The following is a 23,348-nucleotide window of genomic DNA, read 5'->3' as shown; positions in this document are numbered from 1 at the left end:
TCCTTTCTCGACGATGGTCAGAGCACGTCGCCGAGGACGGCGACGATCACCGGCACCAGGCCGGCGAGAATGAAGGCCGGCAGGAAGCAGAGCCCCAACGGCAGGACGATGAGCACGCTGGCGCGGCGGGCGGCCGCCTCCGCGGCCGTGGACCGGTCGGCGCGGAGGTCGTCGGCGAGCCGGGTCAGCGCACCGGCCAGCGCGGCTCCGCTGTTGGCGCTGCGAAGCACGGCGGCCGTGAGCCGCTCGGCCCCCGGCACCGCCGCGAGCGGAGCCCACGCCTCCTCGGGGCCCCCGCCGAGCCGCAACAGCCGGCCGACCCGGGCGAGCCGGTCGGCGAGCGGCCCGTCGAGCGCCCCGGCCACGGCCAGGATCGACCTGTCCACGGGCGCTCCCGCCCGCATCGCCGCCGCCAGCAGGTCGGCGGCGAGCGGAAGATCGGCCGCCTCGCGCAACCGCCGGTTCCGCACGTCCGGCGGCTCGATGCGACGAAGCAGCCGGTCGAGCAGCAGCGTCGTCGGCACGGCCGCCACCATCCCGGCCCAGCCGCCGACGGTGATCACCACCGCGACCCCGCCCAGACCGGCGGCGACGCGGATGGCGTCCGGCCGTCGTCGCCGGGGAGGCGGTCCCCCGGCCTGGTCGTCGCCGGTCGTGGCGTCACCGGAAGCGGCCGATCGGCGGGCCGGGGCGGCCGGACGCACGCCGACGGGTGCCCGGTGGAGCGCGCGCAGCCGGCGCAGGGGCCGCCGTCCCGCCACGAGCATCACGACGGCCAGGGCCGCCACCACGAAGCCCACCGCCAGCGCCACCCGGGGCATCAGCTCGCCCGTCCCGGCGTCGCGCCGAGCCGCTCGGCCCAGAACAGTCCCGCGACCTGGAGCGCGATGGCGACGACCGCGCACGCACCACCGACGGGGGTGTGCAGCAGCACCGCCACCGGATCGACGCCGATGCCGTAGCCGAGCCCGATACCGCCGAGCGGCAGGGCGGCGAGCAGCAGAGCGGTGGCCCGGGCCCCGGCCGCCTGGGCCTCCGCCGCGGCCAGTCCACGGTCGGTCGAGCGGGCGTCCGCCTCGATCCGCTCCAGCAGCTCCGCCAGCGGCGCGCCCGTCTGGTCGGCGAGGCGTACGGCCGCGCGGGCCAGCCGGTCGAGGCGTCGTGCTCCGCCCCGCTCGGCGCGCGCCGCCGCGATGCCGCCCGGAAATCCACCGTCGGTCGTCGGGCCGGGGGTGAGCTGCTCGGTGGCGACCGGTACCGGCAGGCCGGCCCGGAGGTCCGCGGCGAGCCCGCAGAGCTGGTCCAGCCGGCGTCGACGGGCCCGCTCGGCGTACTGGCCGGCCTGCCGTCGCAGCAGCGCGCGGGCGGCCAGCGTGCCGTAGGCACCGACGGCCACCGCCGCGACCGGGCCCGCCAACAGCAGGCCGGCTCCGGCGCCGGTCGACGCGGCGAGCAGCAGGACGCGCCTCGGCGACTCCGTCAGCACGTCCGACCGGAGCCACCCCGGTCGCCGGCCGTCGGGCGGATCGGTCCGCGCACCGGGCCGGTGGGACGGTACCGCCGCCGGGGCGGGCGTCCCACCGGGCCGTCGGGCGTCCCGCCGCGCAGGTGGCCGTAGCCGACCGGGATCTGCGCCGCCCGGTCCGCCCTGCCCCGCCGGTCGTGTCGCGCCATGCTCGGCACCGGCGGGCCAGGGCCAGGGTGCCCGGTCGGCGGCGTCCCGCGACGCCCACCCGGCCCCGCGTCCCGGCTCGTGTGCCCCTCGCAGGGCGCCGCTGGGCGGGACGTCCGGGCCTGTCGGCGGCTGCCGCTCACGGAGGCGGGGTTCGTCGTGCCGGCCGGCGACCTGCGGCGGGGCGAGGCCTCCGCCGGCGCGTGCCGGTGTGGTTTCCGCATCGCGATCGGTCGTCCGGCGCAGCTCGGCGATCCAGTCGACGAGCGGGTCATCCGCGGAGGTGCGCACGCCTCCGCCGATGCCGGCGACCAGCGTGCCCCGCCGGTGCCGAGCACGCAGCATCCCGGCCACCAGCACCGCGAGGGTCGGCAGCAGCGCCACCAGCGCGTACGGGGCGGTCACTTCGGGCCCGCCGATCCGGGCCACGGCTCGGTCAGGACCGGCGGAACCGGCACGGCCCGCTCCCTCAGCAGTGCGGCGAGCGCCGGGGCGGCCCGGTCCGGCCCTCGCCCGCGTACCCAGGCGGGAACTGCCGTGACCAGTCGGTCCGGGCCCTCCGGCAGGAGCAGGCAGACCGATTCCAGCACCCGCCCCTCGGTGCCGCGGCGCACCTGGAGCAGCACCTGCAGTGCGGCGGCCACCTGGGCGTGCAGCGCGGGGCGGGGCAGCCCGCCGAGCATTCCGAGCGCCTCCAGCCGCGCCGGCACGTCCGACGGGGCGTTGGCGTGCAGGGTGCCTGCGCCTCCGTCGTGGCCCGTGTTCAGGGCCGCGAGCAGATCGACGACCTCCCCGCCCCGGCACTCACCGACCACCAGCCGGTCGGGCCGCATCCGCAGGGCCTGCCGCACCAGGTCGGTCAGCCCGACCGCGCCGGAGCCCTCCACGTTCGCCGTCCTGGCCTGCAAGCCGACGACGTGCGGGTGTCGGGGGTGCAGCTCGGACGCGTCCTCCACCAGCACGATCCGCTCGGTGCCCGGGACCAGTCCGAGCAACGTGTTCAGCAGCGTCGTCTTGCCCGAGCCCGTGCCGCCGGTCACCAGGTATGCCAGCCGGGCCGCCACCACGGCGGAGAGCACGGGCGCCACCGGGCGGGGAACCGTTCCCTGGCTCACCAGCTCGTCCAGGGTGAAGGGCCGCTGCCGGAAGGTCCGCAGGGAAAGGTAGGGCCCGTCGGTCGCCACCGGAGGCAGCACGGCGTGCAACCGGGTGCCGTCGGGCAGCCGTGCGTCCGCGTACGGGGAGCCGTCGTCGAGTCGCCGGCCGGCGCTGGCGGTGAGCCGCTGGGCGAGCCGGCGTACGTCGTCCACGGTGCCGAGCGGCACCGCGACCTGGTGCAGGCCCTGTCCCCGGTCCACCCAGACCCGCACGCCGTTGACCAGCACGTCGGTGACCTCCGGGTCGGCCAGCAGCGGGGCGAGCGGACCGGCTCCCACCAGGTCGTCGTGCACCTGGTCGGCCATCCGCAACAGGGCGGTGTCGCCGAGGACGGCGGCGGCGGGCTCGGCCCGTACGGCGGACACGATCGCGGCGGGGGTGACCGGCGCCGACGCGGCCGCGATGCGCTGGCGCACCCGGGCGGCGAGGCTCTCACCCTCCGACGGCCCGCTCATGCCGCGTCCGCCGGCGCGCCGGTCAGCTCGGCGACGATCCGCTGGCAGAGCGCCGCCAGCGGGCCACGGCCGTGCGCGGCCGGCGCCTCGCCCCGCTCCAGCCCACGGGCCAGCGCCGGCTCCGGGCGCAGCGTGCCGGCCAGCGGTAGCCCGAGCGCCCGGGCCACCTCCGCCGCCGCGAGCCGGCCCGGCGCCGGACCGCGCACGATCACCGACATCGCGGCGCAGTGCGGGGCCGCGGCCGCCACCACGCGGGCCGCCGCCGCGGTGGCCCGCAGTTCGGCCGGGACCACCACGTAGACCTGGTCCGCCGCCTGCAGGGCGGTCACGGCGGCGTCGTCCAACTGCCGGGGCAGATCCACCACGACGAAGTCCCGGCCCCGCCGGGCGGCGTCGACGGTCGCCGCCATCGCCTGGGCGGGAAGCGCGAGCAGGTCGCCCCGGTCCCAGGAGAGCACCACCAGGTCACCCCGGCTCGGCAGGGCCCGCACCAGCGCCGGCGCGTCGACCCGGCCGTCGGCGCCGGTCAGTGCCGGCCAGCGCAGCCCTTCCAGCTGCTCCCAGCCGAGCACCAGGTCGAGCCCACCGCCGAGCGGGTCGGCGTCGACGAGCAGGGTGCGCAGCCGGGCCCGGGCCGCGGTCACGGCGAGCCCGCCCGACAGGATGCTCGCTCCGGCGCCGCCCCGCCCGCCCAGGACGGCGACGATCCGGGCGGCGCCCCGCCCGGCACCCTCCGGCCCGCACTCGGCGAACCGGTCGATCAGCCAGGGCTCGGCGGCCGGCAGGGTCGCCACATGCTCCGCACCGATCAGCTCGGCGACCTGCCAGCCGGGATCGAGTTCCCCGGACCGGCCGACCAGCACCATCCGGGGCCGCTGCGGCAACCGCGCCCGCAGGCAGGGCTGGGCCTGGTCGGCGCCGACCAGCACCAGCGGTGATGGCAGCCAGCGGGTGCGGGCCGCGGCGGGATCGGCGGCGAGCTCCACCTCGATGCCGCCCGCCGCGGCGAGCCGGAGCAGGTCGTCGAGCAGGTCGCCGTCCGAGGTGACGAGCAGCGGCAGAGGCCGGTGCGGCGGGACGGAGGTACGGGGTGCCATCGCGGCCTCCAGCGGTCGGGCTCGGTTGCTGACCGAGACCCTGCTCCGCCGACACCCCCGATCGCCGCCCCGCCCGCACGCCCTGTGGACAACCGCAGCGCCTGTGGACAACGCCCACCGGCCGGGTCGATGTGCTACGGACGCTCCGGGCCGGCGACGGCACCCGCCCCCCGGCGGGCCGTCACCCGTCCGACGCCTGCCCGCGCAGGGCGGGGACGACCTCGGTGGCGAACACCTCCAACGTCTCGACGTCCAGCGGGGGACGCAGGGCGAGGAGGAAGTCGGTGACGCCGAGCTCGGCGTAGCGCCCGAGCGTGTCGAGCAGTTCCTCGGGGGTGTCCGCGTCGAGGTGCTCGTGCAGGTCGGGGTGCTCCGGGCCCAGACCCTCCCGGTACGCCTGCCTGCGCTCCCGGGTGCGCGACGGTGACGACGAGAGCACCGTCCGGAACGTGATCGACCGTCGGATCCGGGTGGGCTCGCGCCCCTCGGCGGAGCACCAGCGTTCGAGCACCTCGGCCTTGCGCGCGTAGACGGGGATCGGGAGCACGATGGTGTTCCAGTTGTCCGCCCACCGGGCCACGACGCGCAGCCCCTTGCGCTCACCCGTGGCGCCGACGGTCAGGGGTACGGGCTGCGCCGGTCGGGGACTGACGTGCGCGTCCCTCAGCTGGTAGTACCGGCCCGAGAAGGAGAAGGAGGGCTGGCGCAGCAGGCCCGTCACCACCGCGCAGTACTCGTCGAGGATCTCGTGACGTTCACCAGCGCCCGGTCGTTCGATGCCGAACTGCTCGTAGCCACGGTCACTGCCGCCGGCGCCCACGCCCAACTCGACGCGTCCGCCCGAGATCAGGTCCACCGTCGCGACGGCGTTGGCCAGCAGCGCGGGGTGCCGCCAGGCCGGCGCGGCCACCATCAGGGCGCAGCGCACGCGGTCGGTGCGGGCGGCGAGCGCCGCCAGACTCGTCAGGCTGTCGAGGCACGGCCCGTCAAGGTCCCCCAGGAGTGGCCGGTAGTGGTCGAAGAGTGACACCCAGTCGAACCCGAGCTCCTCCGCGGTGGTCCACAGCGCATCGAGCTCCCGGAATGAGCCATACTGCTGCCCGGAATGGACGCCCACGCGTACCGGATGGGTGTTCCTGGTCGGGGCCCCCTCGCCTGCTGCCGACGAGGGCCGAGAAGCGGAGGTCGTCGCATTGGTCACCCACGTGTCGCGCATGGTCGGGACCGTACCTGACCAGCTCGAGCGGCCCGGGGGCGAGGTTTTCTCGGTGACCCTGAGCTGTCCGACGCTGGAGGTGGAGGTCTGGTCCCTCGGGGCGACGCTGGTCGGCGTCACCGCGAAGTCGGCCGGTGCCAGCGTTCCTCTCGTCGCCCGCCTGGCCGACCTGGCCGAGTACGACGATCCCGCTCGCAACCACTTCGTCGGGTGCACCATGGGACGCTGGTGCCGGATGATCACCGACGGGCAGTTCGAAATCGACGGCAACCGGTACGACCTGCGGCGGGACCGACGCGGTCGGCACGCGCACGGAGGCCCGGCGGGCTTCCACGCCCAGCGCTGGGACCTGCGTGTCGACGACAGCCGGCCCTCCAGCCGCGCGGCGGTCTTCACCCTCGCGTCTCCGGACGGGCACCAGGGCTATCCCGGCGCCGTCGAGGCCCAGGTCGAGTACCGGCTGTCGGACGACGGTGTGCTGACGGTGGACTACCGCGGGGTGACGTCCGCGCCGACTCTCTTCGGGCTCGCCAACCACGTCTACTGGCGCGTCGACGACGAGCCGATCGACGCGCACGAACTCCTGCTTCCGGCCGGGCGACGGCTCGAGATCGTCGACGACGTACCCTCGCCGGACTCTCCCGTCCCCGTGGCCGGCACGGAATCCGACTTCCGGACCCGCCGCGTGCTCGGCACGCAGGCGGTCGACGCCTACTTCGTCCTGGACGGGCCCAGCCGCGCGTGCGAGCTGGCCGTGCCGCACCGGGGCATCGCCCTCACGCTGAGCACGACGGCCTCCGGGGTCGGCGTCTACACCGGCGACCACGATCCGGTGGCACGCCGCGGCATCTGCCTGGAGTTCGGCGGGTGGCCGGGCGCCGAGCGGCGAGCCGACTTCCCCTCACCGGTGCTGCGCCCCGGCGAGGTCTACGAGGAGGGCTGGGAGCTGCGGGTCACCGGGCGGTGATGCGGTAGCGCGGCCGTCCTGTGCCATGGTCAGCCGGCGACTTCCTGGTCGTCACCGTCGATCACCAGCGCCTGGCCGTCGCGCAGCGCGACGAACGGCATGTGATGATCGACCATGTACTCCAGGCTCTTGTCGATCAGGGCCGACTCCGGGTGGTCCGACCGGTGGTGCGGCAGGATGGAGTACGGCAGCAGGCCCAGGCAGTCCCAGACGATCTCCTCCGGATATCCGGCCGGGACGTCGTGCGGATCGTCGACCAGTTCGAGGCCGTGCAGCGACGGGGTCAGCACACAGATCCCGGCGCTGTAGCCGGCGTAGACGACCCGGTCCTCCGCCAGCAGGTCGCGCAGGATCTCGTCGGCGCCGGTCAGCGTCATGGCGCGCCGCAGGATGAACGGGTTGCCGCCCCGGACCCAGATCAGGTCGACCGAATCGAGCACCGACCGCAGCGCGTCGGGACGGTCGAAGTAGTGACGCAGGTCGACCTCGACGGGCGTGAGGCCCAGCCCACGCAGGTCGTTCATCTCCCGCTCCACCGAGGTGGCGCGAAGGTCCGCGTCCTTGTAGTCGTCGGCGTTGCCGACGACCGCCGCGCGGGTCCCGCCCCGCAGCAGGTCCAGCATCCGCTGCGGCCGGTTCCCCAGCCGGAACGAGGACAGGTACAAACGCATCGTCACTCCTCGTGCGTGTACGGAGGGCACTCCGGTCGCCGGTACGTCGGCTCCGGAGCCGTCTGTCACCCCGCTTGCCCCGGATCACCCCCGCCGGAACATGCCGCGATCGTTGCTGTCACGATCGCCGATGAGGAGGAACACCCCTCGTCGCCGGCGAACCAGCCGTTGCGGGCGAGGTTCCCGCTGCGGCCCGGATCCGAGGTTCACCCCAGCGCGAGCATCGCCGCGGCGACCTCGTCGGCGGCCGCGTCGGGGATCGCGGTCGCGGCGCGTTCGAGCACGAGCAGCCGCGCGCCCGGGATCTCGCGCGCGAGCGCCTCGCCGTTGCCGACCGGGAAGAACGGGTCGCGCCGACCGTGCACCACGAGCGTCGGCACCGCGAGTCCGGACAGGCGCTCGCGCCAGCGTGGCGTGCAGTCGAGCCTGGAGAACACCATGCCCAGCTGGTTGGCCATCTGCACCGCGGGCCGCGTGCCCGGCGTGCGGTCGAAGATGCGCTCGGCGGTCGCGCGCGCCGCGGCGGGGTCGTCGCCGAGGATCTCTGCGCCGGCGGCGGCGAACTCGGCCACGGCAGCCCGGTTCCGCCCGGCGCCCCGCCCGACCGACCTCGGAGAGGTGCCTCTACCAGGTCGGGAGCGCTTCCGGGAAAGGGACGACCCCCGTCGGGGGGAGACGGGGGTCGTCGAAGGTTCGGCTCCGGGGGGGTCGAGCCGAACCCACTCAGCGGTCACGGGGGGTGCAACCGCCGAGGGTCTGCCTGTTGTACGAGATGTGAACACTCGTCACGTCGACAAGTCTGCCTGAGCGGACCTGTATACGTCGAGTGGTGTCGCCTCCACTCACTGCGAAATTATGTTCGCAGAGTGTGACCATCATCACGGTGCGCGAAGGTGGTGGGGGTCTGCCCGCAGCTCCGAGGGGTCGCCGGGCCCCGGGCACCCGCCGACCATAGACCATCCGGCTAGACTTTCGCGCCGTGGGCCGAAGTGCCGCTTTCTTCGATCTGGACAAGACCGTCATCGCCAAGTCGAGCGCCCTGGCGTTCGGTCGGCCGTTCTACCGGGACGGTCTGATCACCCGGCGTGACGTGGTCAAGTCGGCGTACGCACAGCTGATGTTCCGGCTGGGCGGCACCGACGAGCAGACCATGGCCAGGACCAGGGACTACCTCGCCGCGCTCTGCAAGGGCTGGCAGGTGGAGCAGGTCCGCCAGATCGTCGCGGAGACGCTGCACGAGCTCATCAACCCCTACGTGTACGCCGAGGCAGCCGCCCTGATCGAGGAGCACCAGGCAGCCGGCCGCGACGTCGTTCTGGTCTCCGCCTCGGGCGAGGAGATGGTCCGGCCCATCGGCGTGCTGCTCGGGGTCACCGACGTGATCGCCACCCGGATGGGCGTGGTGGACGGTCGCTACAGCGGCGTGGTGGAGTTCTACGCGGCCGGCCCGCGCAAGGTCGACGCGGTCGGCGAGCTGGCCGCCGAGCGCGGCTACGACCTGGCCGACTCGTACGCCTACTCCGACTCGTACAGCGATCGCCCGCTGCTGGAGTGCGTCGGCCACCCGTCGGTGGTCAACCCGGACCGGCAACTGCGCCGGCTCGCGGTCGAGAACTCCTGGCCGGTGCTGGAGTTCCGGCACCCGATCCCCCTGGGACGGCGGCTGCGCGAGCGCCCGGCCGTCCCGGTCGCCGCCGCGGCGCTGGGCGTGGGCGTCGGCGTGGCGATCGGCATCGCCTGGTACGGCCGCCACCGCCGCACCCGCACGGCCCCCGCGCCCGCCTGAGCCCGCCCGCCTGACCCACCGGAGCCCGCCGGCCGCGCCGCGAGGACGGCGCACGCCCGGCTCGACGACCCCGCGCGACGCCGTGAACGGCTCGACGACCTCGCGCGACGCCGTGGACGGGCCGGAGCACGGCCGCCTGGTGGTGACCAGCTCAGGCCGCCGCCAGGACCTCGTCGCCGATGACGGTGAGCTGGTCTGCGCCGACCTCCACCGCCGCCATGTAGTGGCGCAGCCAGGAGCGCAGGCCGTCCGGGGTGCCGGTGGCGAAGGCGCCGGCCGCGCCCACGTACTCGGGCTCGCGCTCGTGGTGGCCGACGTCCACGGCGAGCAGGCCGCGCGGGTCGAGCCCGCTGGACAGCAGCACCAGCCGCGCGGCGCCCCGGGCCACCACCCCGGAGGGCCCGGCGAAGGGGCGCAGGTTCAGCAGTTCGCCGTGCACCACCGCGGCCAGCACCAGGGGCGAGACCTTCGTGCCCCCGGCGACGAGGCCGGCCAGCCCGTCCAGGCGGGCCGCGACGACCGGGTCGGCCACCGGCCGGCCCAGCTCGGCCTCGCCGACGACGTCGCGGGCGGCGAGCACGTGCAGCCTGGCCAGCGCCTGCCGGGGCGCCTTCGGCCAGAGCTCGGAGAGCCCGGGCAGCGCCCCGGCGACCCGCAGCGCGCCCTGCACGACCGGCTCGGTCACGGTTCCGGCGCGTACCGCCTCCCGCTCGCGGGCGTACCCCTCCAGGGCGGCGCTGGCGACCGCGGACCGGAGGCTGACCTCGGCCGCGACCTGGCCGCCGTGGCGGCGCAGCGCGCGGTGCCCCAGGGCCTGGTCGAACCGCTCGCGGGCCCGCTCGACGGCGGGGGCGATGTCGGCGAGCGCGAGCAGTGGGGCGAGCGGGTCGGCGGTCACCCCGTCACGCTATCGACTGCCCGGCGCGACCCGCCGCCGAGCCGCCCGGAAGCGACCGTCGCCACCCGCGCCCCGCGGCGGTGGAACGTCCCCTGGACGAACGCGTCGACGCGGCGGCCCGGCGTCGCCGCCCGGCGCGCGGTGGGGGCCACTCGGCGCGCGTGGGCCGGACCGGCGGTCGCCGGTGCCGGCCGCCACGGCTAACCTCGTGCCCTAGAGAGACGCAGGTCACCCGAGCGACGAGGGAGCACGGCATGAGCGAGGCATTGGCCAATCTGCTGAACGAGACACGCCAGTTCCCGCCGCCGGCCGAACTCGCCGCGGACGCCAACGTCACCGCGGACGCGTACGCGGAGGCCGACGCGGACCGGCTGGCGTTCTGGGAGCGGCAGGCCGGGCGCCTGACCTGGGCACGGCAGTGGGACCAGGTGCTCGACTGGTCGAGGCCGCCGTTCGCGAAGTGGTTCGTCGGCGGGCAGCTCAACGTGGCCTACAACTGCCTGGACCGGCACGTCGAGGCCGGCCTGGGCGACAAGGTCGCCATCCACTGGGAGGGCGAGCCGGGCGACACCCGGACCATCACGTACGCCGACCTGCACCGGCTGACCTGCCAGGCGGCGAACGCGCTGACCGACCTGGGCGTCACCGCCGGCGACCGGGTGGCGATCTACCTGCCGATGGTCCCGGAGGCGGCGGTCGCGATGCTCGCCTGCGCCCGGATCGGCGCCACGCACAGCGTGGTCTTCGGCGGCTTCTCCGCCGACGCGTTGACCAACCGGATCCAGGACGCCAGCGCCAAGGTCGTGATCACTGCCGACGGCGGCTACCGCCGGGGCAAGCCGTCGGCGCTGAAGCCGACCGTGGACGAGGCGGTGGCGAACTGCCCGTCGATCGAGCACGTGCTGGTGGTGCGCCGCACCGGCGAGGAGGTCGCCTGGTCGGCGAAGGACCGCTGGTGGCACGAGACGGTCGAGACGGCCCCGGTCGAGCACGCCGCGCAGCCGTTCGACGCCGAGCACCCGCTGTTCATCCTCTACACCAGCGGCACCACGGCCCGCCCGAAGGGCATCCTGCACACCACCGGCGGCTACCTGACCCAGACGTCGTACACGACGCACGCGGTCTTCGACCTGAAGCCGGAGACGGACGTCTACTGGTGCACGGCCGACATCGGCTGGGTGACCGGGCACTCCTACATCGTCTACGGGCCGCTCTCCAACGGCGCCACGCAGGTCATGTACGAGGGCACCCCGGACACCCCGCACAAGGGCCGGTTCTGGGAGATCGTCGACAAGTACGGGGTCAGCATCCTCTACACCGCCCCGACGCTCATCCGCACGATGATGAAGTGGGGCGACGACATCCCCGCCGGCTACGACCTGTCCTCGCTGCGGCTGCTGGGCAGCGTGGGTGAGCCGATCAACCCCGAGGCGTGGATGTGGTACCGGCAGCACGTCGGCAGGGGTGAGCTGCCCGTCGTGGACACCTGGTGGCAGACCGAGACCGGGGCGATCATGATCTCGCCGCTGCCGGGCGTCACGGCGGCCAAGCCCGGCTCCGCGATGACGCCGCTGCCCGGGATCGTCGCCGACGTGGTCGACGACCAGGGCCAGTCGGTGCCGAACGGCGGCGGTGGCTACCTCGTGCTGCGCGAGCCGTGGCCGTCGATGCTGCGCACCATCTGGGGCGACGACGACCGGTTCATCGAGACGTACTGGTCGCGCTTCGAGGGCATGTACTTCGCCGGGGACGGGGCCAAGAAGGACGACGACGGGCACGTCTGGCTGCTCGGCCGCGTCGACGACGTGATGCTGGTGTCCGGGCACAACATCTCCACCACCGAGGTGGAGTCCGCGCTGGTCTCCCATCCGTCGGTGGCCGAGGCGGCGGTGGTCGGCGCGACCGACCCGACCACGGGGCAGGCCATCGTCGCGTTCGCCATCCCGCGCGGCACCACGGACATCGCCGGCGACGCTGGCGAGAAGCTCATCGCCGAGCTGCGCAACCACGTGGCGAAGACCCTCGGCCCGATCGCCAAGCCCCGGCAGATCCTGCTGGTGCCGGAGCTGCCGAAGACCCGCTCGGGCAAGATCATGCGCCGGCTGCTGCGTGACGTGGCGGAGAAGCGCTCGCTCGGCGACGTCACCACCCTCCAGGACTCGTCCGTGATGGACCTGATCTCCTCCGGCATGGGGGGCGGCAAGTCCGACGAGGACTGACCCGCGTACGCCCCGACGGGTGACGGTCCCACGCGGACCGTCACCCGTCGTCATTTTCTTACGGGTGTGCGACCGTCCGGATGCGGGCTGTCACATCGGTCGGTCGGGTGAGCCGAGAGAAGCTGAACGGTCACAGGCAGACGTCGACCCCTGTCGTTCCCCCGTTTTCTGTTCTAGGTTCACGCACGTCGGTTCGGTTCGATGGACGTCACATCGATGGAGGCCGACCGACTTCCTCCTCCCCCATGCCCGAGAAACGGAGCGGCATGAACAAAAACCCGCACTCCGGGTCGCGTCGACGCCTGCTCGTCGCGCTGCCCGCCATCGCCCTCGCCGCCTCGTCACTGACCGTGACGGGTGGCGCGGCGGCGGCGGAGCCCGGCCCCGCCCGAGCCACGATCGGGGCGGCCGAGCACTACATCAACTACGCCGAGCCCGCCGTCCAGCCGGACAGCAGCGGCCGCGAGGTCAAGGGCAAGGGCGGCGTCTACGCCCCGGCGGTCGAAGAGGCGCGTGCCTTCGACCGCAAGTACGCCCGCGGCAACCCGGTCGCCGCCGAGCAGCTCGCGAAGCACGAGGCCAAGTCGATCGTGACGGGCAAGAGCCCGCGTCAGATCAAGAAGGCCCCGACCACCCAGACCGCCAAGCTGCTCACCCTGCTGGTGGAGTTCAACGACCAGGCCAACGACGACTTCACCGGCGTCATGGTGCCCCGCACGGTCTTCGAGGACCGGACCTGCGTCCCCGGCACGGTGCAGAACGGGCCGAAGCACAACCGGATCCCGAACCCGGCGAACCTGCCGCACGAGGACAACAACTCGATGTGGGTGCCGGACTTCTCGCCCACCCACTACGACAAGATGCTCTACAGCAAGAAGGGCATCACCGAGCGGGTCCGCAAGGACCTGAAGGGCCCGGACGGCAGGCGGGGCGTCGACCTCAGCGGCCGGACGATGCACAACATGTACCTGGAGATGTCCAAGGGCGCCTACACGGTCGACGGGCAGGCCAGCCCGTGGATCACCGTCCCGCACTCCGAGGGCTGGTACGCGGCCTCGCGCTGCTTCCAGGACGAGAACGGCAACTGGGTCCCCGGCCGCCAGCAGTCGATGAACGGCCACCCGGACAACCCGCAGGGCGCGGGCCGGCTCGCCACCGACGCGATCGACGCCCTCGCGAAGATGGACCCGAAGTTCCCGTGGGCCGACTACGACATCGAGGACCAGGGCGACCGCGACGGTGACGGCAACCTCTTCGAACCGGACGGCGTGATCGACCACCTGGTGCTGGTGCACGCCGGGCAGGGCAAGTCCCGCGGCGGCGGCGCCGAGGGCACGTACGCCGTCTGGGCGCACTCGTCGACGGTCACCGGCGGCTACACCGTTCCCGGCACCAACCTCCAGGTCTCGAACTACATCGTGCAGCCGGAGGACGCCGGCGTCGGCGTCTTCGCCCACGAGTTCGGCCACGACCTGGGCCTGCCGGACCTCTACGACACCTCCGGCAACGCCGACTCCGACGTCGACTTCTGGGACCTGATGGCCTCGGGCTCGCACTCGGGCGAGATCTTCCAGGCGCTGCCGACGCACATGGGCCTGTGGGACAAGTGGGTGCTCGGCTGGGCCGACCCGCTGACCCTGGCGCCGGGCTCGGACCCGCGTGCCGTGCAGCTCGGCCAGACCTCGCGGACCCCGCGCGGCACCAAGGACGGCATCAAGATCGACCTGCCGGACAAGGTGATCACGCTGGCGACGCCGCACAGCGGCGCGAACATGTGGTACTCCGGCGCCGACCAGGACTGGGCGGACGTCAAGATCGCCCGCCAGGTGGCCGTGCCGGCGGCGGCCGACGCCAAGTTCTGGATGTGGAACAACTTCGTCATCGAGGCCGACTGGGACTACGGCTTCGTCGAGCTCTCCACCGACGGCGGCACCACCTGGACCGAGCAGAAGGTCTACGACGCGACCGGCAAGCTCGTCACCACCGACGACGGCTACGCCGACCCGAACGGCCGGATGGTCGACTTCGGCAACAAGAAGTACGGCCTCACCGGTGACACCCACGGTTGGCGGCACGACTACGTGGACCTGTCGGCGTACGCCGGGCAGACCGTGCAGCTGCGGCTCCGCTACGCCACGGACGAGGCGTTCGCGGAGCGTGGCTGGTTCGCCGACGACTTCTCGGTGACCGGCGGCGGCGCCACCACGTGGAGCGACGACGTCGAGAGCGGGGCCAACGGCTGGACGGCGACGGGTGGCACCTTCGTGGACACCACCGGCCAGGGCTGGCACATCGACAGCGGCACCTCCACCCAGTCGCACTACTACCTGGCCGAGTGGCGCAACTTCGACGGCTTCGACAAGGGCCTGAAGTACACCTACGACACGATCTACTCGCGTGACGCGTGGAAGGTCGACCGGGTCGCCTACAACGCCCCGGGCATGCTGGTCTGGTACCGGGACACCGCGCTGGGCGACGTCAACCACACGACGGCGCAGCTCACCGCGCTGCCCAGCTACGGCGCCAAGGGCGGCCTGCTGATCGTCGACTCGCACTTCGACCCGTACCGCCGCACGGGCGAGGCGGCCGTGAAGGACCCGTCGGTGCTGGACAACCTGCCCAGCCGCCCGCAGTCCGCGAACGCGGCCTTCTCGCTCAAGCCCACGTACCCCTTCAAGGAGTGCCTGGAGGCGGCGGACGAGCCGTACAGCGAGTACTGCACGAACTTCGGCCCGCAGGCGCCGGTGCGGGGCTTCACCGACGCGAAGGGCTGGTACCCGGGCATCGAGATGCGCGACGGCTCGCCGTACGCGCGCGACAGCGACGCCTCGGTGGTCGTCCCGTCGAAGGGCAACGCGCCGTACACGACCCGGGTCACCAACCCGGACGGTACGCCGGCGACGTCCTACTACGGGGTCAGCCTGGGCAGCGGCATCGTGCTGGGCACCGGCAACCCGGGTGACCAGGGCGTGTCCTACGGCGTCACCATCACCATCAAGCGCACCGCGAGGGACAACTCGTACGCCACGGTGTACGTCACGCCCGCGCGCAACTGACCCGGGGGTCGGTCGAGCGGAACGGGGCCCGTCCGGAGCAAATGTGCTCCGGGCGGGCCCCGCCGTCGTGTACAGCAGCGCGGTCGCCGTCAATCTCGATGAACCACCCACGGGACGGATGCGACCGCGCCGTCACCCCACATTCCCGTACACGATCATGCCTATCGAAAATCGTCACTTTCCTGCGAAGCGGCGGCCGTTCGCGCTGCTCACGGCGCCGGCGAACGGCAGACATGTGACGGTGAAAAGCATTCTCAACAAAAGTTTGCAACAAATCGACGTACGCGTCTTCCCACCGGTCACACGAGTGTCTATGTTCACCATTGGTCCCACTAGTGGGATCGGTCTTACCGGCCCCTACCCCCGTTGGGCCGGTTCCCTCACACCGGAGGTACCACGTGCGCAAAGTCGCAGTGGGTCTGCTCGGGCTCTCACTGACGGCGACGGGACTGGCGTTCGGTTCGTCCGCCACCGCCGCGCCACAGCCGAAGTCGCCGACGGCCGCTCCGTCGGTCTCCGAGCCCGCCCATGTCGACCACGACCTGCCGAACCCGATGGAGGACAAGCGTCGCGCCCTGCGCCAGGAGGGACTGAGCGACGTCCTCTCCGGCCGGGTCAAGCCGCAGAAGGTCAACGGCAGCACGGTCGTCAAGGTCGGCAAGACCCAGGCCGAGGGGGCCAACGCCCGCTCGACCCGGGCCAACGCCGCCACCCAGACCGAGGACCAGTACGTCGAGCTCTCCCGGGAGAAGACGGATCGGATCTTCGTCATCCTGGCGGAGTTCGGCAACGAGCGGCACCCGAACTACCCGGACCAGGACACCGACCCGGACACCGCTGGGCCGACCCGGTTCGACGGGCCGCTGCACAACGAGATCCCCCAGCCCAACCGGGCGGTGGACAACTCCACCGTGTGGCAGGCGGACTACAACGCCGACTACTACCGCAAGCTCTACTTCGGCACCAACCCGGGTGACGAGTCGGTGAAGCAGTACTTCGAGGCACAGTCCTCGGGTCGCTACAGCGTCGACGGCACGGTCACCGACTGGGTGAAGGTCCAGTACAACGAGGCCCGCTACGGCCGCTCCGGCGGCTACCCGTGCGCCTCGAACGTCTGCACCAACACCTGGGCGCTGGTCCGCGACGCCGCGAACCAGTGGGTCGCCGACCAGAAGGCCGCCGGCCGCACCGACGCCCAGATCGCCGCCGACCTCAAGGCGATGGACGAGTGGGACCGGTACGACCACGACTCGGACGGCAACTTCAACGAGCCGGACGGCTACATCGACCACTTCCAGATCGTCCACTCCGGTGGCGACGAGGCCGACGGTGACCCGCACCAGGGCGAGGACGCCATCTGGAGCCACCGCTGGTACGCCTTCGCGTCCGACCAGGGCTCGACCGGCCCGGTCGGCAACCCGCTCGGCGGCACCCAGATCGGCAACACCGGCCTCTGGATCGGCGACTACACCATCCAGCCGGAGAACGGTGGCCGGAGCGTCTTCTACCACGAGTACGCCCACGACCTCGGTCTGCCGGACGACTACAACGTCACCAGCGGTGGGGACAACAACAACGAGCACTGGACCCTGATGGCCCAGAGCCGGCTCGGCGCCAAGAACGACGCCGGCATCGGCGACCGCGGCGGCGACCTCGGCGCGTGGAACAAGCTCCAGCTCGGCTGGCTCGACTACGAGGTGGTCGTCGCGGGGCAGAAGCGGACCATGACCCTCGGGCCGCAGGAGTACAACAGCGACGAGGCCCAGGGCGTCGTCGTGGTGCTCCCCCAGCGGGACTACACCTTCGAGAACGGCAAGCCGGCCGAGGGCACCAAGCAGTTCTTCTCGGGCAACGCGGACGACCTGAACAGCACGATGACCCGGACGCTGGACTTCACCGGGAAGTCGTCGGCGTCGCTGTCGATGAAGGGCCGCTACAGCATCGAGGCCGACTACGACTACCTGTTCTTCGAGGCGTCGCTGGACGGCGGCCAGTCCTGGGTGACCCTGCCCGGCACGGCCAACGGCCAGCCGCTGAAGGAGATCTCGGCCGGGCGCTACGCGCTCGACGGCAGCACCGACGGCGAGTGGGTCGACATCGCCATCCCGATGGACCTGGCGGCCGGCAAGGTCGCGCAGTTCCGGCTGCGCTACCAGACCGACGGCGGCGTCTCCGAGGGCGGCTTCTACGGTGACGCGATCACCGTGACGGCCGACGGCCAGACCGTCCTCTCCGACGGTGCCGAGACCGGCGCCGAGGGCTGGACGCTCGCCGGTGGCTTCGAGGTCGCCGAGGAGACCTACACCAAGGCGTACGACAACTACTACATCGCGGGCACCCGGCAGTACATCTCGTACGACAAGTACCTGAAGACCGGCCCGTACTTCTTCGGCTACTCGAACACCCGCCCGGACTACGTGGACCACTACGCGTACCAGGAGGGTCTGCTGATCTCCTACTGGAACACCCGCTGGGCGGACAACGACACGTTCGCGCACCCGGGTGAGGGTCGCAACCTGATCATCGACGCGCACCCGCGGCCGATCTACAACATGACCGGCCAGCCCTGGCGGGCCCGCGTCCAGGTCTACGACGCGCCGTTCAGCCTGAAGAAGGCCGACTCGTTCACGCTGCACCTCAACAGCCAGCCGCAGTACATCCGTGGCCAGGCCGCGCAGCCGCTGTTCGACGACACCAAGCAGTACTGGTTCCCGGAGCTGCCGAACCACGGCGTCAAGCTCCCGGCCACCGGCACCAAGATCAAGGTTCTGGAGAAGGACGGCGTCTACACCAAGATCCGTATCTCCTGATCCACTGATCACGCACCACCCGCACCACACGATGCCCGGGCAGGTCACCTGCCCGGGCATCGCCCTGTCCGAGGTGCACCGGGGCGGGAACCGACGCGGCGCGCGGCGCGTCGGACAGGTCGTGACCCCCACCATCCGTGCGACCCTGCGCACCCTCGGCCCCGGCGTCGCGCTCACGCTGGCGCTGTCCGGCTGTGCCGGGTCGCGGAACGGAGACGTCGTGTCCGCCGAGCAGACCCCCGTCACCCCGTCGGCCGGCGCAGCCGGTTCCGACCCGCCCGCCGGTTCCGCCGACGCCACGCCGGACGCCACCGGTGCCGCCCCGTCCGTTCCGGGCCCGACGTCGCCCTCCGGCCGCACCGGGCCGCCGCTGTCGGCGACCCGGCCACCCACCCTCGGCCCGCCGACGGCACCGCCCAGGTGGCCCAGCGACCTGCGCAAGGCCAACGTACTGGCCGGCCGGATCACCCGGGGCGGCGCCGGCCCCTGCTACGGCCTGGTCACCGACGACGGCCGCGAGTACGCCCTGCACGGCACCGACAAGGGCACCTTCGCCACGGGTGCCTGGGTCCGGGTGACGATCGCCCCCGCCGACCCGGCGGCGCCATGCGGCCCGGGCACCCCGGCCAGCATCGTGAAGATCGATCCGGTCGGCTGACCGGTCGCCCCGTCCGCCCGTACCCGACCCCGGTTCCACCGGTTCCGGGAAGTGTCGCGCGAGCGGTCCCGGCCACCCTGCCGGGCGGCACTCGACTCGGCCAGCAGAGCCCCGTGGGTCGGCGACGGAGCCGGCCTGCGTCGGGGTCCTAGGCTGTCCCCATGACCGAGCAGCGCGGCGGGCCCGTCGACGAGTCGTGCGTCCTCACCGAGGGGCCATGGACGCACCGGTTCGTCGGCGCCAACGGCAGTCGCTTCCACGTCGTGGAGGCCGGCACGGGCCCGATGGTGCTCTTCCTGCACGGCTTCCCCGAGCACTGGTGGGCCTGGCACGAGATGCTGCCGGCGATCGCCGACGCCGGCTTCCGGGCCGTGGCGGTCGACCTGCGCGGCTACGGCGCCAGCGACAAGCCGCCCCGGGGGTACGACGGCTACACCCTGGCGGCCGACGTCGCCGGGCTGATCCGGGCGCTCGGCGAACGCTCCGCCACCGTGGTCGGCACCGGCGTCGGCGGCATGATCGCGTGGACGGTGGCGTCGTTCCACCCGTCGCTGGTGCGCCGGCTGGTGGTGCTCGGCGCCCCGCACCCGCTCCGACTCCGAGCCGCCATCTTCGCCGACCCGCGCGGGCAGTTCGCCGCCGCCACGCCAACCCTGAAGTTCCAGCTCCCCCGCTACGAGCACGTGCTCACCCGCGACGACGCGGCAGCCGTGGAGGAGATGCTGCGCCGCTGGGGCGGGCCGCGCTGGGTCGACGGGCCGGGCTTCGAGGCGTACGCCCAGCGGTGCCGGGAGGCCATGCGCATCCCGCAGGCGGCGTTCTGCGCCCTGGAGGGCTACCGGTGGGCGTTCCGCTCGGTGCTGCGCCTGCACGGCTACCGCTTCGTCCGGCTGATGCAGAAGCCGCTCATCACGCCGACCCTCCAGCTGCACGGCGCGCTCGACGAGGCATCCCTGCCGCGCACCGCCCAGGGCTCCGGCCGGTACGTGGTGGCGCCCTACGAGTGGCGGCTCCTGGACGGCGTCGGGCACTTCCCGCACGTGGAGGCCGGCGACCTGGTGTTGGGCGAGGTCCTGCGCTGGGCGAAGTCCTGACTCAGACCCGCTGCTCGCGCAGGTCGGCGACCTCCGTGGCGGGCGCCCAGCCCTGGTAGACGCCGAAGTCGAAGACCTCCAGCCCCATCGCCCGGGCCACCGGCCAGCGCCCGCCGGTGTACTCCACCCGCAGCCAGCCGTCGTGCTCGCCGAGGACGATGAACGGCTGCCCCTGCCAGGTGCAGGTCGTCCGCACGTACGCCAGGTCGTCGAGCTCGGTGGCCGGCAGCACCCGGACGTACCGGCCGGGGCGGATCTCCTCGAAGCCCTCACCCGGCTCCGGCTGGTAGAGCCGGACGTCGTCGCCGTCCGGGCTCGCCTGGTATTCCCGGCCCTGCCAGCGGGCCACGTAGCCGTCGCGCGTCACTGCTCACCGACCTGGCGCCACCGCAGCGCGTCCGTGTCGAGGATGGCGACCACCCGTTCGGTGCCGTCCGCGCCGATCCGCCAGAGCTGCGCGCCGTGCGGCAGCCGGGCGCTGTCCACCTTGAACTCCGCCACCACGTCGCTGCTCTCGCCCGGCGCGAACCCGTTGCCCCGGAACGGCGGACGCTCGATGACCCAGCCCTCCATGGCCCGCATGGCGGCCTCGTTCTGCCCGCCGTAGGGGATCCGGTAGAGGCTCGGCCGGTGCGCGGGCCAGCGCAGCACGTAGATCTCCCCCGCGTCCCGGGCGAAGGGAGACTCCGGATAGCCGAGGCCCAGCGCGTCGTGCAGCTGGGCGGGCGTGGTGAGGTGCGCCAGTTCACCGGCCCGGTGCACGAAGCCCGAGACCCGGTCGTAGCCCCGCTCCAGGTAGTACGCGAGCTGGCTGGGGGCTACCGCCTTCTGCATGACGATCGGGCGCGCCGGGTCGGGCGTGGGTGGGGCGTAGCGGGGGCGGCTGGCCGGCTCCTCGGCGGCGGGCGGCGGCTCCGCCTCGACCCCGATGTCGTCGCCGAGTCCCACCTCGGCCGCCCAGTTGGCCAGCCCGACGATCTGCTCACCGGGCAGCTTCGCCCCGACCGGGGTGCCCGGGTTCACGGCGAACGACCAGGACTCGTCCGGCCAGCGGCGGATCAACTGGACGAATCTGACCTCGATGGTCTCGACCGCCGCGTCGGTGTGGTCGGCGAGCCGCTCCGGCGAGGTGTGCACGACGACGAACGTCTCGCCGTCCAGCTCCTGCGTACGCCAGACGAAGCCGGGCTCGCCGGGTCGGCTGCCCGGCGCGGAGTCGGCCGCCACCGGCAGCAGCACGCGGGCCAGCAGCAACGTGGACAGGAACGTGTCGGTGCTGCCGGCGCCGGCGGCGTCGAGCAGGTTCTCCTCGACCTCGTTGGCCGGCTGGAAGTCGATCGGCACGGCACCGGGCCCCGGCGACCCGTCCGCGGTCCCGGTGACCGGCTCGTCGGCGACCGTCGGACCGGGGTCCTCCACCGGCGGCCCGACGTCGGAAACCCCGGCGTCGGTCGCGGCCTCCTGCCGGGCGCCACCGTCCGCCGCCGGTGCGGGCGCGGCGACGCTGGTCGGCACCGTCGGATCACCGGACCACGCGTCGGCGGACGGCGCGGGATCGAGGGACACGGTCGCGTCCCCGGGCCACGCCGCGTCGGTGGGCGGCTCGGGATCGAGGGAAACGGTCTGGTCCAGAGACACCGTCGCATCGCCCGACGACACCACCGGCTGCGTCCGATCCAAAGACACCGTCGGATCCAGGGACACGGTGGCGTCGCCGGACCAGGACGGGGCGGCGGACCGCACGGTGTCGGCGGGCGACGACGGATGGGCGGACGCCGCCGGTGCGGGTTCCGCGGTCACCGGTTCCCGGCGGCGCCGGACCGGCTCGAACAGCGAGACGGTCTCTTCGGCGGGCGGGGCGGGCTCGGGAGCGGGCCGCCCGTTGAGGTCCCGCGACTCGATGATGGTGCCCTCGATGACGATGGGCGTGAACCCGCGTCGGGGGGCGGGTGGCCCGGAGACCGGTTCCGCTTCCGCGACCGGCTCCGGCCGGACCGGTTCGGGGGTGGTCTGCCGGCGCGGCAGCGCCTGGGTGAGGTCCTCGGACGACTGCGGTCGGTCGCCGTACCCCGGTGGCGGCGGCCCGGGATCCGGGGTCGAAACACGGAGGTCCCGGGTGGCGTCCTCGCCTGGCCCGCGCGGCGGCAGCACCTGCGTGGCCTCGCCCCCGGGCATCGCGAAGGCCCGGGTGGGCTCGGCGGCGGGCGTCGTGAAGGCGTGCGTCGGCTCGGCGGCGGGCGACGTGAAGGCGTGCGTCGGCTCCCCGGCGGGCGACGTGAAGGCGTGCGTCGGCTCCCCGGCGGGCGACGTGAAGGCGTGCGTCGGCTCCCCGGCGGGCGACGTGAAGGCGTGCGTCGGCTCCCCGGCGGGCGACGTGAAGGCGTGCGTCGGCTCCCCGGCGGGCGACGTGAAGGCGTGCGTCGGCTCCCCGGCGGGCGACGTGAAGGCGTGCGTCGGCTCCCCGGCGGGCGTCGTGAAGGCGTGGGTGGGCTCGGCGCCGGTCGGGGTGCTCGGGATCGGGCGGGTCGGTTCTTCCGGCACCGGCTCGCCGAGCGGCCGGCGGCGGGGGAACGGCTGGCTGCCGGCCGCGAGGCGGGACGGCGGCACCGCCCGCTCGCCCGAGCGCAGCGCCTCCTGCCGATGAGCGGCGGCACGGCCGGAGGCCGGCTCGAAGAACGACCGGTTGGGCCGCTCCGGGGCCTCCCCGGCCGGACGGCCGTTGGTCCCCGGCGCGGGGTGGGCGTCGGGCGTCGGCAGGCCCCTCGGGCGCTCGCTGAGCGGCGAGGGACGCGGCGGCGGGACCCGCTCGGGGGCCGCCACGGCGTCGGTCTGCGCGGGTCCGCCGGCCGTGGGGTCGCCGCGCCGCGGATCGAGGTGTTCCGTCGGAAAGGCGGGCGGGCGGGCCGGCGCGGCCGGCGCGGGGACCCGGCCCGTGCTCGACGCGGCCGTCGGCGCGGGCTGGAGCGTGCCGTTGGGCCGGGCCACGCCGGTGGCCGGTCCGGCGTCCGGCCCTGCCGGCATGCCGTGACCGGCCGCCTGGGCCCGCGCCCGGGCGGCCGTCTCCACCCGTTCCAGCCGGGCCCGCGCACCCATCGTGCGGCCGGGCAGCCGGACGTCGCCCCGGGAGAGCTGGGCGACGAACCAGGCCGGCAGGTAGCCCTCGATGGGCAGGCCGGGATTGACCGCCAGCCACCACTCGTGGTTGGGCCAGCCGGCGGACAGGTCGGCGTACGAGGTGCGCCGGACGGCGCCGCCGTTCTCCCCCAGGCAGGCGCGCACGGCCGCTCCGGAAGTGAACGCCAACACGTGGGTGCGGCCGCCGGTGGTCCAGGTGCCCCAGCCCGCCGGTGCCGTCCCCGCGAGTGCCTCGGCGGAGACCGGCAGCAACAGCTCGGTCCGGGCCAGGACGCGGAAGTAGAGCTGTTGATCGTTGGCGCGCAGCGCGTCCCGCATCGCCGCTTCGGCGTCGGTGGCCGGCTCCCACTCGGTCACGGCCACCCCTCCTCCCGCGAACAGGCCATAGGTATCGCGTACAACCTACAAGGTAGAAGCAAGATCACAATCGCTGGACGGCGGCGGTGCGCCCGGCGT

17 protein-coding genes are annotated in these 23,348 nt (G+C 73.5%); 7 read left to right on the top strand and 10 right to left on the bottom strand.

All coding sequences use genetic code 11. The annotated features are described in order from the left end of the window. Positions 1-17: 17 nt before the first annotated feature. The 5 genes from V6U77_RS12580 to V6U77_RS12560 form a co-directional block, all read right to left on the bottom strand. Positions 18-824: a type II secretion system F family protein gene (locus tag V6U77_RS12580; protein ID WP_442934423.1), complete on the bottom strand. Its 807-nt coding sequence runs from the start codon at positions 822-824 to the stop codon at positions 18-20. Further along, positions 821-2,077 carry a hypothetical protein gene (locus V6U77_RS30050; RefSeq protein ID WP_442934421.1) on the bottom strand — a complete coding sequence of 419 codons (1,257 nt, stop codon included), beginning with the start codon at positions 2,075-2,077 and terminating at the stop codon, positions 821-823. The genes V6U77_RS12580 and V6U77_RS30050 overlap by 4 nt, the downstream gene beginning before the upstream one ends. After that, the gene (locus tag V6U77_RS12570) at positions 2,074-3,285 is read right to left on the bottom strand and encodes a TadA family conjugal transfer-associated ATPase (RefSeq protein ID WP_334606461.1); all 1,212 of its coding nucleotides are present in this window, start codon (positions 3,283-3,285) and stop codon (positions 2,074-2,076) included. The genes V6U77_RS30050 and V6U77_RS12570 overlap by 4 nt, the downstream gene beginning before the upstream one ends. After that, positions 3,282-4,382: a septum site-determining protein Ssd gene (ssd, locus tag V6U77_RS12565; protein WP_334606460.1), complete on the bottom strand. Its 1,101-nt coding sequence runs from the start codon at positions 4,380-4,382 to the stop codon at positions 3,282-3,284. The genes V6U77_RS12570 and ssd overlap by 4 nt, the downstream gene beginning before the upstream one ends. Before the next feature lie 181 nt (positions 4,383-4,563). Continuing rightward, positions 4,564-5,598 (bottom strand): LLM class flavin-dependent oxidoreductase, encoded by a 1,035-nt coding sequence (locus V6U77_RS12560; protein ID WP_334606459.1) that lies wholly within the window; start codon positions 5,596-5,598, stop codon positions 4,564-4,566. Between the two features lie 52 nt (positions 5,599-5,650). Between V6U77_RS12560 and V6U77_RS12555 the strand changes: the two genes are divergently transcribed. Beyond that, positions 5,651-6,565 carry an aldose epimerase family protein gene (locus tag V6U77_RS12555; RefSeq protein ID WP_334606458.1) on the top strand — a complete coding sequence of 305 codons (915 nt, stop codon included), beginning with the start codon at positions 5,651-5,653 and terminating at the stop codon, positions 6,563-6,565. 29 nt (positions 6,566-6,594) lie between these two features. Here the strand turns inward: V6U77_RS12555 and V6U77_RS12550 are convergent, their stop codons facing one another. Together V6U77_RS12550 and V6U77_RS12545 are read right to left on the bottom strand one after the other, a co-directional pair. Beyond that, the gene (locus tag V6U77_RS12550) at positions 6,595-7,236 is read right to left on the bottom strand and encodes a Type 1 glutamine amidotransferase-like domain-containing protein (RefSeq protein ID WP_334606457.1); all 642 of its coding nucleotides are present in this window, start codon (positions 7,234-7,236) and stop codon (positions 6,595-6,597) included. A 206-nt stretch (positions 7,237-7,442) separates the two neighbouring features. Continuing rightward, a complete protein-coding gene (locus tag V6U77_RS12545; protein WP_334606456.1) occupies positions 7,443-7,808 on the bottom strand; it encodes an alpha/beta hydrolase in 366 nt (121 codons plus the stop codon). A gap of 407 nt (positions 7,809-8,215) precedes the next feature. Here V6U77_RS12545 and V6U77_RS12540 point away from each other — a divergent pair, with 407 nt between their 5' ends. Beyond that, on the top strand, positions 8,216-9,022 hold the full coding sequence (locus tag V6U77_RS12540) for an HAD family hydrolase (protein ID WP_334606455.1): 807 nt from the start codon (positions 8,216-8,218) through the stop codon (positions 9,020-9,022). 151 nt (positions 9,023-9,173) lie between these two features. On the opposite strand, the gene V6U77_RS12535 is transcribed toward V6U77_RS12540, so the two are convergent. Then, positions 9,174-9,920 carry an oxidoreductase gene (locus tag V6U77_RS12535; protein WP_334606454.1) on the bottom strand — a complete coding sequence of 249 codons (747 nt, stop codon included), beginning with the start codon at positions 9,918-9,920 and terminating at the stop codon, positions 9,174-9,176. 254 nt (positions 9,921-10,174) lie between these two features. Here V6U77_RS12535 and acs point away from each other — a divergent pair, with 254 nt between their 5' ends. From acs to V6U77_RS12510, 5 genes are all read left to right on the top strand, one after another. Further along, the gene (gene acs, locus V6U77_RS12530) at positions 10,175-12,139 is read left to right on the top strand and encodes an acetate--CoA ligase (protein ID WP_334606453.1); all 1,965 of its coding nucleotides are present in this window, start codon (positions 10,175-10,177) and stop codon (positions 12,137-12,139) included. A gap of 266 nt (positions 12,140-12,405) precedes the next feature. Continuing rightward, on the top strand, positions 12,406-15,195 hold the full coding sequence (locus V6U77_RS12525; protein ID WP_334606452.1) for an immune inhibitor A domain-containing protein: 2,790 nt from the start codon (positions 12,406-12,408) through the stop codon (positions 15,193-15,195). A gap of 413 nt (positions 15,196-15,608) precedes the next feature. Further along, positions 15,609-18,005: an immune inhibitor A domain-containing protein gene (locus V6U77_RS12520; RefSeq protein WP_334606477.1), complete on the top strand. Its 2,397-nt coding sequence runs from the start codon at positions 15,609-15,611 to the stop codon at positions 18,003-18,005. A 121-nt stretch (positions 18,006-18,126) separates the two neighbouring features. After that, complete coding sequence (locus V6U77_RS12515) at positions 18,127-18,663, top strand: hypothetical protein (RefSeq protein ID WP_334606451.1); 537 nt, start codon at positions 18,127-18,129, stop codon at positions 18,661-18,663. 161 nt (positions 18,664-18,824) lie between these two features. Then, positions 18,825-19,757: an alpha/beta fold hydrolase gene (locus V6U77_RS12510; RefSeq protein ID WP_334606450.1), complete on the top strand. Its 933-nt coding sequence runs from the start codon at positions 18,825-18,827 to the stop codon at positions 19,755-19,757. Position 19,758: 1 nt separating this feature from the next. On the opposite strand, the gene V6U77_RS12505 is transcribed toward V6U77_RS12510, so the two are convergent. Further along, positions 19,759-20,124 carry a hypothetical protein gene (locus V6U77_RS12505; RefSeq protein ID WP_334606449.1) on the bottom strand — a complete coding sequence of 122 codons (366 nt, stop codon included), beginning with the start codon at positions 20,122-20,124 and terminating at the stop codon, positions 19,759-19,761. Next, on the bottom strand, positions 20,121-23,249 hold the full coding sequence (locus tag V6U77_RS12500; RefSeq protein ID WP_334606448.1) for an SseB family protein: 3,129 nt from the start codon (positions 23,247-23,249) through the stop codon (positions 20,121-20,123). The genes V6U77_RS12505 and V6U77_RS12500 overlap by 4 nt, the downstream gene beginning before the upstream one ends. Between the last annotated feature and the right edge of the window lie 99 nt (positions 23,250-23,348).

Origin of the sequence: Micromonospora sp. CPCC 205546, assembly GCF_036902715.1 — a bacterium.
GTDB lineage: Bacteria > Actinomycetota > Actinomycetes > Mycobacteriales > Micromonosporaceae > Micromonospora.
This window is presented reverse-complemented; position numbering and strand designations above follow the sequence as displayed.

Excerpts from the sequence above, each read along its gene's own strand:
- V6U77_RS12570 (WP_334606461.1), bottom strand. The coding sequence starts at position 3,285 with ATGAGCGGGCCGTCGGAGGGTGAGAGCCTCGCCGCCCGGGTGCGCCAG.
- ssd (WP_334606460.1), bottom strand. The coding sequence starts at position 4,382 with ATGGCACCCCGTACCTCCGTCCCGCCGCACCGGCCTCTGCCGCTGCTC.
- V6U77_RS12560 (WP_334606459.1), bottom strand. The coding sequence starts at position 5,598 with ATGCGCGACACGTGGGTGACCAATGCGACGACCTCCGCTTCTCGGCCC.
- V6U77_RS12550 (WP_334606457.1), bottom strand. The coding sequence starts at position 7,236 with ATGCGTTTGTACCTGTCCTCGTTCCGGCTGGGGAACCGGCCGCAGCGG.
- acs (WP_334606453.1), top strand. The coding sequence starts at position 10,175 with ATGAGCGAGGCATTGGCCAATCTGCTGAACGAGACACGCCAGTTCCCG.
- V6U77_RS12525 (WP_334606452.1), top strand. The coding sequence starts at position 12,406 with ATGAACAAAAACCCGCACTCCGGGTCGCGTCGACGCCTGCTCGTCGCG.
- V6U77_RS12510 (WP_334606450.1), top strand. The coding sequence starts at position 18,825 with ATGACCGAGCAGCGCGGCGGGCCCGTCGACGAGTCGTGCGTCCTCACC.